Source organism: Shewanella sp. 10N.261.52.F9 (assembly GCF_041471165.1).
In the GTDB taxonomy this organism is placed as follows: domain Bacteria; phylum Pseudomonadota; class Gammaproteobacteria; order Enterobacterales; family Shewanellaceae; genus Shewanella; species Shewanella marinintestina.
Window position 1 is genome coordinate 50,119 of the sequence record NZ_JBFRNX010000009.1, and the last position, 12,442, is coordinate 62,560.

Sequence of the window (12,442 nt, forward strand, 5' to 3'; positions counted from 1 at the left end):
TTTATTAGTGGTTGTGCTACATTTTGAAGAGCTAAATACAGCACTAAACTTTGCGGGTCTTGCTGTCTATAAAGCCTTGAACAACACCAACTAATAAACCACCAAGGTGAGCACCATTGGCGATCGATAGGCCAAACATATCGGTAAAACCTAATACTAACCATAACAGCATAAAACCAATATAGGCAGGTGGCAGACCGATACCTGACTCTGGTCGCTTAACACCCATTATCCAGGTGTAGCCGACGACAGCATAGACAACACCAGACAAACCGCCAAATTGAGGCCCTGCCATAAAGTATTGCAATACGTTCGGCAGCGTGCCGCCAACTAACAGTAGGATGAACAGTGGCGCAAAGCCAATTCTATTTTCTATTTTGCCCCCGAGATACCACCACCAAAGCAAATTGAAAATGATATGCATGGCAGAAAAGTGCAGCAAACTAGGAGTAAATACACGCCAAAATTCATTTAATGTGGCTGAAGGAGTGGCGGTAAAAAATGATAGGTTATCGAAAATTGAGTTGGCAAAACCTAGGTTCATCCCAGCATAAATAATCACGCAGGTAAAAAATACCATCAGGGTGAGTGGACCTGCGCCAGTTATAAATTGGCTGACTAACTGCAGACTTGGACTACCATAATCTAGTTTGGTTTGAGTGTCACCGTTGTCCCATGATGCGGCTAGGTACTTTTCATCATAAGGGTTTTGGATAAAGTAGAGGTATTCTTGATGAGCACGTTCGAAATGGCTCTGCTCATGGATCATCAGTATCACGCCTTGTTCGGCGGGCACTAATTCACATTTAATACTTAGCCCTTTTAGGTAGTCGATGAGAGCGAGTGCTGCTCGGCTATTGGGAAGCCTGCCAATCTCTATCATGCTTTTACCTCTTGCGTATTTATAAGTTAGCTTGGTGCCAAGCGCTATAACCGCCATCTAAACTAAACACGTCATCAAAGCCTTGCTCATTAAGATAAGTTGCTGCGCTTTGGCTACTGATCCCATGGTAGCAAACTACAATAAGTGGCAGGTCCATATCGGCATCGCCAATAAAGTGAGCGAGATTGTCATTGGTTAAATTGACGGAACCAATAATATGACCGGCTTCGTAGCTAGCTGCATCTCTGATATCAACGATTTGTAATTCGTCTGATTCAGCTTGCATCTGAATAAGTTGATTAACGCTAAGATGTTGAAAAGCTGACATAGAAAACCTGTATTGATTAGATTAGAAAAAACAAAAGCGACTGTAATAGTCTTTAGTCGATATTACAGTCACTTCATCGGAGAATAAATCAAAAGCTGACTAATGATTTAATCCCAGTTGAGGATCACTTTACCTGATTGACCAGAACGCATGGCATCAAAGCCTTGCTGGAACTCATCAATATTGTAATGGTGAGTGATAATCGGTGAGATATCTAGACCTGATTGGATAAGGCTTGCCATCTTGTACCAAGTCTCAAACATTTCACGGCCATAAATACCTTTAATGATAAGGCCTTTAAAGATCACTTTGCTCCAGTCGATAGCCATTTCACCACCAGGAATACCCAGCATAGCAATCTTACCACCGTGATTCATGGTATCTAGCATTGAGTGAAACGCACTTGGCACGCCAGACATTTCTAAGCCCACATCGAAGCCTTCTGTCATGCCTAGTTCTTGCATCACATCTTCTAGCTTTTCTTTGGCAACGTTTACCGCACGAGTTGCGCCCATTTTCTCAGCTAGTTCTAAGCGGTATTCATTGACATCGGTGATCACCACATGGCGTGCACCTACATGGCGGCAAACCGCTGCTGCCATAATGCCGATAGGACCAGCACCAGTAATGAGTACGTCTTCACCAACAAGATCAAATGACAGCGCAGTATGAACCGCATTACCAAATGGGTCGAAGATTGAGGCCAAATCATCAGAAATATCATCTGGGATCTTAAAGGCATTAAAAGCAGGAATGACTAAATACTCTGCAAAAGCACCTTCGCGATTGACACCTACACCTGAGGTGTTACGGCATAAATGAGTGCGACCTCCGCGGCAGTTACGGCAGTGACCACAAGTAATATGTCCTTCGCCTGAAACGCGGTCTCCGATAGTGAAACCACGGACTTCTTGGCCCATATCAACCACTTCACCCACATATTCATGACCAACAACCATAGGTACAGGAATGGTGTTTTGGGACCATTCATCCCAGTTGTAGATATGAACGTCGGTGCCACAAATTGCCGTTTTACGGATTTTAATTAATAGATCGTTATGGCCTACTTCTGGCTTAGGCGCATCAACCATCCAAATGCCTTCTTCAGGCTTTAATTTGCTTAGTGCTTTCATCTTATAACCTATTACAAGCGGCGTTGGCTGCTTGCTAAATATCATTTAAAAAAGGCTACAAACGTAGCCTTTTGAAGGTAATTTTAGCTGATAATGCCCATTTCTTTAGCGATACGGGTAAAGGCCTCAATGGCTTTATCAATTTGCTCTTTGGTATGCGCAGCAGACATCTGAGTACGAATACGTGCTTGGCCTTTTGGCACTACAGGGAAAGAGAAACCAATTACATAAATGTTTTCAGCTAAAAGACGGTTGGCAAAGTCACCAGCGAGTTTAGCGTCACCAATCATTACAGGAATGATGGCATGGTCGGCACCACCTAAAGTGAAGCCCGCAGCTGACATGTGCTCACGGAAATAACGGCTGTTTTCCCATACGGCTTCGCGCAGTGCTTGGCCTGATTTCAGCATTTCTAGCACGTGGATAGATGCTGTCACAATTGACGGAGCTAGTGAGTTAGAGAAAAGGTAAGGGCGTGAGCGTTGGCGTAACCAGTCGATGACTTCTTTCTTACCAGAAGTGAAACCACCTGACGCACCACCAAGGGCTTTACCTAGGGTACCCGTGATAATGTCTACGCGGTCCATCACTTCGCAGTACTCATGAGTACCACGACCTTCTTGGCCCACAAAACCAACAGCGTGTGAGTCATCAACCATAACGAGTGCACCATATTGGTCAGCAAGATCGCACACACCTTTAAGGTTAGCAATCACGCCATCCATTGAGAATACGCCGTCGGTAGCGATCATAATGTTGCGTGCGCCGGCTTCTTTAGCGGCTTTTAATTGCGCTTCAAGATCGGCCATATCGTTATTAGCATAACGGAAACGTTTGGCTTTACATAAACGTACACCGTCGATGATAGAAGCGTGATTTAGCGCGTCAGAGATGATGGCATCTTCTGCGCTTAATAGAGTTTCAAAAAGACCTGCGTTAGCATCGAAGCACGAAGAATAAAGAATGGTGTCTTCCATGCCTAAGAATTCACTAAGGCTAGCCTCTAAGGTTTTATGAATATCTTGAGTACCACAGATAAAGCGTACTGATGCCATGCCGAAACCGTGGGCATCTAGGCCACCTTGGGCTGCTTTAATTAATTCTGGGTGGTTAGCTAAACCGAGATAGTTGTTAGCGCAAAAGTTGATAACTTGGTCGCCATTAACTTCAATTGCAGTTTGTTGAGGAGAAACAATGACACGTTCGCTTTTATATAAGCCTTCGGCTTTAACGTCGGCAAGCTGTTGATTTATTTGGTCGTAGAATGAGGTCTTAGGCACCTTTATTCTCCTTAATTAGCATTATTTTGATATTTGGAGTGGCGGCATTTTAACCTTAATTGACGCGGCTCTACAGCCTTTTTTTTTAGTCACATTAAGAGATTAATTAGATTAGGGAATGATCAAAGTTTAGATTAGTTAAACTAAGGCATTATCTTATAAAAGGTGAACTTATTGAAGGTTTTGGAGCTCTAATTGCGGGCCCAATTGCAATTGCTTGAAAGGTACAAAGTTTAAAGTCTCTCTCAAGTTTTCGCTGAGAACTGTTACAATCTGCGCGCGTTTATAGCACATTATCACTAGGAGTATAGCTCATGAGATTGTCCTTAATTATCACAACCTATAATTGGCCTGAAGCGTTAAGAAAGGTTTTGGATAGTGTTGCATTGCAATCGATAGCCCCTTTTGAGGTGATAATTGCTGATGATGGCTCTGATGATGTGACTCGAAAGCTTGTTGAGGAGTACCAATCAAAATTAGATTGTTCATTGTTACATAGTTGGCAAGAAGATAAAGGTTATAGATTGGCGTTAAGTCGTAACCGAGGAATAAATATGAGTTCCGGAGATTATATTGTCTTTATTGATGGCGATACGATTCTTGAGCGACATTTTATCCATGATCATATGCTCGCTGCAGAAAAAGGTGTTTTCGTTCAAGGTCGTCGTGCTTATTTAACGGAAAAAACTAGCAAGCGCTTGCTCGGTAACGAGCAAATGCCTCACTCCTTAACATCTGGGATTGAGCATAGAGATCAAGCGTTAAGATTACCTTTCTTGCCTATCAAGTTTAAGCAGACTTATAAGTATTCTCTGAATAGAGGCATGGGAGGGCATTGTGCTTTTTGGCGTAATGATGCGATTAAGGTTAATGGCTATAATAATGATTTTGAAGGCTGGGGACCGGAAGATTTAGAGTTCTTACAGCGGATGTTTTTTAGTGGTTTAATCTGTAAAAAACTCAGATTTACAGCTGCTTGCTATCATATTTACCACAACGTAAATACTAAAGGTTTCCTTAAGGAGTGCGTGGCCATTTATAATCAGACTATGCAAAAAAAAGAGTCATTTTGTGAAAGAGGCATTAATAATGCCTCCTCTTCAAAATAAATGGCAGCTTTTGCTAAGCCGCTTCTTTCGCCAATGCTATATAGTAGCTTTCTAGGCGTGAAAATGTTGCCTGAGAATCCGGTGTTGCATAGGATTTAAATAGCATGATTACTCGTAATAGCCCTTCATATAGCGACTCTTTGGTAATCGAGCCGATATTCGACTGAGTTTGGGTGAGCTTGTAACTGATCCAGAAGCTGACTAACATTTTAATTGTATCAGCAAGCGGCTTAACATCGGTTTCATTAACTGCCAAAAAGCCATCTTGATTGAGCTTTTCTAGTACGCCAGTTGAGCGGGCTAACACATCTTGTTGTGCTTTGAGATAGCGGTTTTTCAGCGTTTCATCGCGACTTAAGATATCTGCTAAGTTTGCATACATAAAGCGGAACTGCCATAGGGTATAAAACATGGCATCGAAATAACCAACTAACAGATCAACATCGACCTCTTTATCAACGTAAGGCTGAAACCCCGACTCAAGATGCTGCTCATACAAGCTAAAGATAGAGCGGATAATGTCTTCTTTATTGCGGAAGTGGTAATAAAGGTTACCTGGGCTAATATTCAGGTGGGCGGCAATATGATTGGTTGTGATAGCTCTTTCGCCATGTTCATTAAACAACTCTAAACTGGCTTGTACGATTTTGTCACGGGTCTTCATATTCATCCTAAATGATTAATATCCAGTATAATGATTACGTCTCAGGTGCTGAGCCTTAGCGTAAATGCTCGGTGTAATTACGCGAAGGTGTGACTATCATGTTAGCATTAACCTAATTCTTCAAGTAAAACTCTCTAAAGTACTTAATTTCATGAATCGTAGTCTTTATTCAGTCCTGCTATATTTAATTAGCCCACTCATTTTGCTTTATCTGACCTTTAGGGCATTTAAAAGTAAGGATTATCGCGGGCGCTGGGGCGAGCGCTTTGGAATTAAGCGACTAGCAAAGACAGATTTGTTAGTGCACTCGGTATCTATGGGCGAAACCTTGGCTGCGGTGCCGTTGATTAAGCAAATCCAAGCAAGGCATCCACAACTCAGTATTACCATTACTACGACGAGCCCGACAGGATCGGCTGAAGTCACGCGGGCTTTCGGTGATTCAGTACAACACTGTTACTTACCGTTTGATTTAGCTTGCTGTGTCCGCCGCTTTGTAAAACAGCTATCGCCTAAGTGTTGCATCATTATGGAAACAGAGTTGTGGCCTAATTTAATCCATTATCTAAAGCAGGCCGATGCGCAAGTGCTGCTGGCTAACGCAAGGTTATCTGCTAAATCCGCAGCCTCGTATCGTAAAAATCACAAGCTAACCTTACCTATGCTCAAGTTGCTAGATGGTATAGCAGCACAATCTGAGCAGGCTGCAGAACGATTTATTGAATTAGGCGTATGCCCTGATCGCGTTAAGGTTTGTGGTAGCTTAAAGTTTGATATCAATATCGATGTTGAGCGTGTTAATACTGCCAAGGCATTACGTAAACAATGGTTAGCCGCTGATAAACCAGTTTGGGTTGCGGGCTCTGTGCATCCTGGTGAATTTTCGATACTCATTCAAGCCCATACGCAATTACTACAAACTTACCCAAATGCGCTGATGATTATGGTGCCACGTCACCCTGAACAATTTGATACAGCGGCTGCTGAAATTAAAAATGCAGGCTTAACGCTAGTGCGTCGTAGTACTGAAGAGCCTGTATTAGCCTGCACTCAAGTTATATTAGGCGATACTATGGGAGAGCTACTGACGTTTTACGGTGCCGCCGATCAGGCTCTAGTAGGTGGCTCGTTAATTGTACATGGTGGCCATAACCCCTTAGAGCCGGCGGCTATGGGGTTACCGGTAATGATGGGGCCAAACTACCGTGATTTTAACGAAATCTCTGAGTTGTTACAGTCGGCTGGTGGCTTAACTGTAGTTGATGACGCAGCTGCATTAGCTGCCCATTTGATTGAGTTGTTTGCTAACTCAGAGGCTTATAACCAAGCAAGCTTGGCAGCAAAAGAGGTTGTGGCACAAAACCGAGGCTCACTGGCTAAACAGCTGAAGATGGTTGAAGCCTTTATTCATGGTTAACTTGGCATAGATTACGGCGTAAATAATTAAAGGTCAGCATTTTAAGCTGACCTTTTTATTTCACTGATTATTTCATGAATGTGGCTATGAGCATCACTATGACTTGAGTTTGGCTTGGTAGGCTTGATGTAGCTGTAACCAGTTATCTTCGCTGAAGGCTAATGTGTTTAATTTGCCTAGTTCTTTTCTGAAAGAGCGTAGCAAACGACTCATATTGGCTTGTTGCCATTGAGCGTTAGGTTTTTTCAGTTCGCCGCGGTCAAAATCAATCAGGTAAAACTTATCATCAGTGATAAGAATATTTTTCGCATTCAGATCAGCGTGATAAACACCGTAATTATGAAACTCAGCAATTGCCTTACCAAGAGACTGCCACTGTGACTCACTCATCGCTGTTTTGCTTAAACGAGCCACTAAATCTTCCGCGCCATCAACTCGCTCAATAATTAAATCAGCGCGATATAATAGCCCCGAGTGCTCTACATTGGCCGCGATAGGTTTAGGGACTGCAAAACCTTGTTTATATAAAGTTTCCAGTAATGCTAATTCTGCTATCGCACGTGTTTTTTGTAAGTCAGTAAAAAAGTATTGATCACGACTTATTTTTGCAATCAGTCCACCACGGTAGTAATGACGCAGTACCCACTGGTTTTGTTCGGCTTCGATTTTGCTGGCATCTACAAACCAAGTGGTATAACGGCCTTTAGATGAGCCTGTTATCGCTGATTTTTCACGCCAAAACTCGGCACCGAACCAACTTGGCTCGATATCTGATGGCGTGTGCTGGCAATATGCGATGCTGCCTTGAGATGTTTTTTTAAACTTCATAGGTAGAATTGTAAGTTAAACCGTGGAACCTGCAGGCATTCTACATTAAGATCGGTAGATTGCGCCAAATAACCTTCGAGCACTAATGAGCTTATCAACTTCAAGTGACAACCAGAACCCTAAATCAACGAGCATAGACTTAAGTAATGCTGAGTCGCTATGCCTTTTAAGGCTGTCTGCTATTGGTGATGTGTGCCATGCGGTTGCTATGGTGCAGGCAATTCAGCGCCGTTACCCGCAACTCAAAATTACTTGGATTTTAGGCAAAGTTGAGTACCAGCTATTGCAACACCTTGAGGGAGTTGAGTTTGTTATTTTTGATAAGTCTCAAGGCTGGCGTAGTTATTTTAATCTTAAGCGAGCGCTTAAAGGGCGTAAGTTTGATGTATTGCTGCATATGCAAATTGCTTTGCGTGCAACCATCGCCTCTTTAGCTATCCGCGCCAAAATTCGTATTGGTTTTGATCGTTTCAGAGCCAAAGAAGGTCAATGGTTAGTAACTAATCATGCCATTGAACCACAAGCTACACCGCATGTGTTAGAGGGCTTTATGGGGTTTGCCAAGGCGGTGGGAGTGACAGATTTGGCTCCAAGCTGGAATATTCCGGTACCAGCTACAGACACTGAATTTGCCAAAGCACTCATCCCAGATGAAAGCCAAGTATTGGTGATCTGTGCCGCCGCAAGTAAAGCTGAGCGCAATTGGCTATCAGAGCGATATGCTGCAGTGGCTGATTATGCAGTGACTAAAGGCTACCGAGTAATGCTATGTGGTGGGCCGACAGCTCTTGAAAAAGAATTAGCAGAGAAAATCCAAGCTGCCACTAAGTCAGTCCTAGAAAATCAAGTCGGGAAGACATCCTTATTGCAATTGCTCGCCATCCTTAAACAGGCAAGCGTTGTGTTAGCGCCTGATACGGGGCCGGCGCACATGGCGGTAACCCAAGGTACGCCAGTGATAGGTTTATACGCCCACTCAAATCCAGGACGAACGGGCCCATATACCAGCCTTGACTCAGTTGTCAGTGTTTACGACAAAGTGATTCATGAGCAGAAACAAGGTGAAATCCCTTGGGGGACTCGTGCTAAAGGGGAACATTTAATGGCTCGGATTGATGTTAATAGCGTGATTGCTGTATTTGAAAAGAGCCGTACACGTCCATAAATGTGTTGGGATTTTAGTTTTCCGTTACAATAAGCAACGATTGTGCGAGTTTTTATTTGTTGAATGATTACGCCGTTACGGCTGAATTATAAGAGAGTTGATGATATGCCATCTGCGCCAGTTTTTCTTTTTATTCCTGTATCTTCTAAAGAAGGTATTGGCGAATATATGCGATCAATGATAATTGCCAATGGTGTTAAAAAGCATTGGCCGGATGCCGTTATTCATTTTGCGTTAAGCAAACATGCGCCGTATGCGCAGTCATGTCCTTTTAATACTTTTATCTTAGAAAATTCAGCGACTAAACAAGTTAAAGCTGTGAATGATATTGTTTCAGAACTAAAGCCTGACGTTGTTATTTTTGATGCATCGGGTCGTAAAGCACAGTTAAAGCATGCGCATGAATCAGGTGCCAAAGTTATTTTTATTAGCCAACATCAGAAAAAACGTAGCCGCGGGCTTAAGGTTGGTCGTAGCTTAGTGACTGATAGTCACTGGGTCGTGCAGCCGGAGTTTGCAATTGCGCCATTATCAGTATTCGAACGATTCAAGTTATGGCTAATTAACCGACCTCAGCCATTAGTTACGGGCCCTATATTTACTAACCCTGATGAAAGCCAAAGAGGTGCATTGTTAGCAGAATATGATTTGGCTGATAAGGCTTTTGTATTATTTAGTGCTGGATCCGGTGGGCATAAGTGTAACCAAGGTTATGCTGCAGATTTATTCCTAGATGTTGCTCTTTATGTGAGAGATCACCACAAGCTGAAGCCTGTAATTGTATTTGGGGATAATTATCCCAAGGAGTTACCTGAGATAGAAGGTGTGGTGTGTATACGATCACTCGCTAACGCGGACTTTATTAATTTGGTGAGCAGTGCCAAAGCCGCGGTATTAAGTGGTGGTGGCACTTTGTTACAGGCAGTTGCAATGCATGTTCCTACGCTTGGGATTGCCGTAGCAAAAGATCAACCTCCACGAGTAAAGGCCTGCTTGGACCGCGACGTTATCCTATCATCGAATTTAGATTTTTCGGAAATGTGTGGGGGGGTTGATCAATTATTAGCTCCAGCAGAGCTTGCGCGACTAATCAATAAAACGAAAGAAATTGACAGTGTGAATGGCTTAAAAGTCAGTATTGCCGATATTTCTCGTTTGTTAGAGGAAAAATAAATGGCTAATAAACGGATTGCTATCGTTATTGACAGCTTAGCTGGCGGTGGCGCAGAAAAAGTTATGCTTACGCTAGCAAACGAGTTGATAAAACAGGGACACGAGCCACATCTATTAGTGCTATTTGATCACTGTGAACATCATATTGAAAAGAATATTCCAATACACTTTTGTTTTGATAAAAAGCAAGATAAATACCTAGATAGCTTTTGGAACATCAAGAAATCAGCGCAGCGCTTAGATGAATGGATAGGAAAGGTAGAGATTAAAACTGGTAAGTTTGACCTATTTATCTCTAACTTAGATAAAACCAATTTATTGATGTCTCATTCTAAAGTGAGTCCTTTATATTTCGTGGTGCATTCTTCAATTGAAGAGCCGTTAAAGCGTAATAAAAAGCTAGGCCCCTTTGCCTACTTTAAAATGCTACGAGCTAAAAAAGCGCTAACAGGCAAACACCTGATAACGGTATCTGAAGGCATTAAGCAGGAAATTGAAAAGGTTGGTCGTATTGTTCCAGCCTCGATCACTACTATTTACAACCCTTTTGAAATAGAAAAGATTGAGCAACAAGCTCAAGAAGAGGTAACAGGTATACCCGAAGGTGATTTCCTTATCCATGTTGGGCGTTTCGCTAAGCCTAAACGGCATGATGTGCTTTTTGAAGCCATAAAATTAATGAAGCATGATATTCCTTTGGTTCTACTTTGTAATAACCCTAAAAAAGCGACAAGAGTAGCTAAGAAATTGGGCGTGCTCGATAGGGTGATTATCCCGGGGTTTCAGCAAAATCCATATCCTTGGATTAAGGCGGCCAAGTTAATGGTGCTGAGTTCAGATTACGAAGGTTTACCTACTGTTTTAATCGAGTCTTTAGTGTGTAAAACACCCGTCGTCAGTACTAACTGCGACCATGGCCCTAAAGAGATTCTTACAGGAGATTTAGCTCACTACCTTGTTCCTCGTCGCGATCCAGAATCTTTGGCATTAAAGATTGATGAGGCGCTAGAAAGTTATCCGCAAATTAGTAATATTGACCTACTGAAGCAAGTGGATGCACATCAAGTCTGTTTGTCTTATTTAGATTTAATTAACCTGAAATGATGATTCATTTTTGGCTTAGCTGTATTAAAAAGGTGTTTTAATGGATTTGTCTGCGCCTAAATTCTTATTTCTTCCAGTCTCCTCTGCAGAAGGTTGTGGAGAGTATATGCGCTCATTGATTATTGCTGATGGGATTATGGATAAGTGGCCGAATGCGACAATACAGTTTGCGATTAGCCAAGAAGCATCTTATGCGACGGAGTGCCCCTATTTCACTCATATTTTAAAAGATACGCCGACCAAATTGGTTGATGAAGTGAATGCTTTGGTGAGTGATTTTAAACCTGATGTCGTTGTTTTTGACGCCTCAGGGCGTAAAGCACAGATGCAACATGCTAAAACAATCGGTGCCAAGGTTGTTTTTATTAGCCAGCATAAGCGTAAACGAGCGCGAGGCATGAAGATTGGTCGAGCTAAGGTGACAGATAGTCATTGGGTTGCTCAACCTGAGTTTGTAATTGGGCCAATAAGTTGGCTGGATAAGCAAAAGCTACAATGGACTAAGTGCGCAGAGCCTATTGTAATTGGTAGTGTCTTTACTGCTCCTGATCTTATTAGAAAAAATGAATTACTAACAATGTATGGGTTGCAGAACCAAGATTATATTTTATTTAATGCAGGCTCGGGGGGCCACAAGGCTGCAACTGAGTTTGCTGCTGATGTTTTTTGGACTGAAGCAAATAAAGTAGCACAGCAAACCGGAATGAAATGTGTGATGGTATTTGGCTCTAATTACCCATATGCATTGCCGACATCTGATTCGGTTATTACTATCAAGAGTTTGGCTAATCAAGATTTTATTAGTTTACTTGAAGGAGCAAAAATAGCTGTTTTAAGTGGTGGAGATACATTATTACAAGCCATTAGCTTGGTTAAGCCCGTTGTAGCTGTTGCTGTTTCGAAAGACCAGCCTAAGCGGATTAAAATCTGCGTAAAGCACAATTTAGTCGTATCGTCTCAGCTTAATGAAAATATTTCCGAAAAAACGATGACGTTATTGAATGCTGATAACTTGCCTGCTTTACCGGCATTAGCACCGTCAAATGGTCTAGAATTAGCGTTGAAAGAATTATCCCGATTGCTAGCTTAATATTGAAGTTAGCAATTTATTTGAGGCGTTTGTTGATAAAAACAACGTAAGTAAAAAATGAATCGTACTAAAAAAATCACCCTAAAACACATGAGCAAGCTTAAGAAAGCCAATGCTAAACTGCAAAATAGTAATAAGCCTAAATACATTTCTAAGGCAGACAGAGCTAAGTTGGAGGCTTTAGAGGCTGAAAGTCCTGTGCAAATAGACAGCGAATAGGTTGTTTATTGCCCGAAAAGTCATTTTTCATGATCCAGATGCCATAATT

Annotated in this window: 13 protein-coding genes; 7 read left to right on the forward strand and 6 right to left on the reverse strand. The window is 42.1% G+C overall.

Annotation, left to right across the window (positions count from 1 at the left end; all coding sequences use genetic code 11):
* Positions 1 to 43 precede the first annotated feature (43 nt).
* The 4 genes from glpG to kbl all read right to left on the reverse strand — a co-directional run bounded on the left by glpG (position 44) and on the right by kbl (position 3,624).
* The gene (gene glpG / locus AB4298_RS07100; protein WP_249000250.1) at positions 44 to 883 is read right to left on the reverse strand and encodes a rhomboid family intramembrane serine protease GlpG; all 840 of its coding nucleotides are present in this window, start codon (positions 881 to 883) and stop codon (positions 44 to 46) included.
* A gap of 19 nt (positions 884 to 902) precedes the next feature.
* The gene (gene glpE, locus AB4298_RS07105; protein ID WP_249000251.1) at positions 903 to 1,211 is read right to left on the reverse strand and encodes a thiosulfate sulfurtransferase GlpE; all 309 of its coding nucleotides are present in this window, start codon (positions 1,209 to 1,211) and stop codon (positions 903 to 905) included.
* Positions 1,212 to 1,318: 107 nt separating this feature from the next.
* Positions 1,319 to 2,344 (reverse strand): L-threonine 3-dehydrogenase, zinc-binding type, encoded by a 1,026-nt coding sequence (gene tdh, locus AB4298_RS07110; protein ID WP_249000252.1) that lies wholly within the window; start codon positions 2,342 to 2,344, stop codon positions 1,319 to 1,321.
* A gap of 83 nt (positions 2,345 to 2,427) precedes the next feature.
* Positions 2,428 to 3,624 (reverse strand): glycine C-acetyltransferase, encoded by a 1,197-nt coding sequence (kbl, locus tag AB4298_RS07115; RefSeq protein WP_249000253.1) that lies wholly within the window; start codon positions 3,622 to 3,624, stop codon positions 2,428 to 2,430.
* Positions 3,625 to 3,938: 314 nt separating this feature from the next.
* Here kbl and AB4298_RS07120 point away from each other — a divergent pair, with 314 nt between their 5' ends.
* Complete coding sequence (locus AB4298_RS07120) at positions 3,939 to 4,733, forward strand: glycosyltransferase family 2 protein (protein ID WP_371986183.1); 795 nt, start codon at positions 3,939 to 3,941, stop codon at positions 4,731 to 4,733.
* A 13-nt stretch (positions 4,734 to 4,746) separates the two neighbouring features.
* On the opposite strand, the gene AB4298_RS07125 is transcribed toward AB4298_RS07120, so the two are convergent.
* The gene (locus tag AB4298_RS07125; protein ID WP_249000255.1) at positions 4,747 to 5,397 is read right to left on the reverse strand and encodes a TetR/AcrR family transcriptional regulator; all 651 of its coding nucleotides are present in this window, start codon (positions 5,395 to 5,397) and stop codon (positions 4,747 to 4,749) included.
* A gap of 151 nt (positions 5,398 to 5,548) precedes the next feature.
* On the opposite strand from AB4298_RS07125, the gene waaA reads away from it, so the two are divergent.
* On the forward strand, positions 5,549 to 6,814 hold the full coding sequence (waaA, locus tag AB4298_RS07130) for a lipid IV(A) 3-deoxy-D-manno-octulosonic acid transferase (RefSeq protein WP_371986184.1): 1,266 nt from the start codon (positions 5,549 to 5,551) through the stop codon (positions 6,812 to 6,814).
* 96 nt (positions 6,815 to 6,910) lie between these two features.
* Here the strand turns inward: waaA and AB4298_RS07135 are convergent, their stop codons facing one another.
* Positions 6,911 to 7,642: a 3-deoxy-D-manno-octulosonic acid kinase gene (locus AB4298_RS07135; protein ID WP_249000257.1), complete on the reverse strand. Its 732-nt coding sequence runs from the start codon at positions 7,640 to 7,642 to the stop codon at positions 6,911 to 6,913.
* Positions 7,643 to 7,727: 85 nt separating this feature from the next.
* Here AB4298_RS07135 and AB4298_RS07140 point away from each other — a divergent pair, with 85 nt between their 5' ends.
* The 5 genes from AB4298_RS07140 to AB4298_RS07160 all read left to right on the forward strand — a co-directional run bounded on the left by AB4298_RS07140 (position 7,728) and on the right by AB4298_RS07160 (position 12,393).
* Positions 7,728 to 8,807, forward strand: a complete 1,080-nt coding sequence (locus AB4298_RS07140; RefSeq protein WP_371986185.1) for a glycosyltransferase family 9 protein — start codon at positions 7,728 to 7,730, stop codon at positions 8,805 to 8,807.
* Positions 8,808 to 8,912: 105 nt separating this feature from the next.
* Positions 8,913 to 9,980 carry a glycosyltransferase family 9 protein gene (locus tag AB4298_RS07145; protein WP_249000259.1) on the forward strand — a complete coding sequence of 356 codons (1,068 nt, stop codon included), beginning with the start codon at positions 8,913 to 8,915 and terminating at the stop codon, positions 9,978 to 9,980.
* On the forward strand, positions 9,981 to 11,084 hold the full coding sequence (locus AB4298_RS07150) for a glycosyltransferase (protein WP_249000260.1): 1,104 nt from the start codon (positions 9,981 to 9,983) through the stop codon (positions 11,082 to 11,084).
* A 40-nt stretch (positions 11,085 to 11,124) separates the two neighbouring features.
* Complete coding sequence (locus tag AB4298_RS07155; protein WP_371986186.1) at positions 11,125 to 12,174, forward strand: hypothetical protein; 1,050 nt, start codon at positions 11,125 to 11,127, stop codon at positions 12,172 to 12,174.
* Positions 12,175 to 12,231: 57 nt separating this feature from the next.
* Positions 12,232 to 12,393: a DUF2986 domain-containing protein gene (locus AB4298_RS07160; protein WP_249000262.1), complete on the forward strand. Its 162-nt coding sequence runs from the start codon at positions 12,232 to 12,234 to the stop codon at positions 12,391 to 12,393.
* The last annotated feature ends 49 nt before the right edge of the window (positions 12,394 to 12,442 follow it).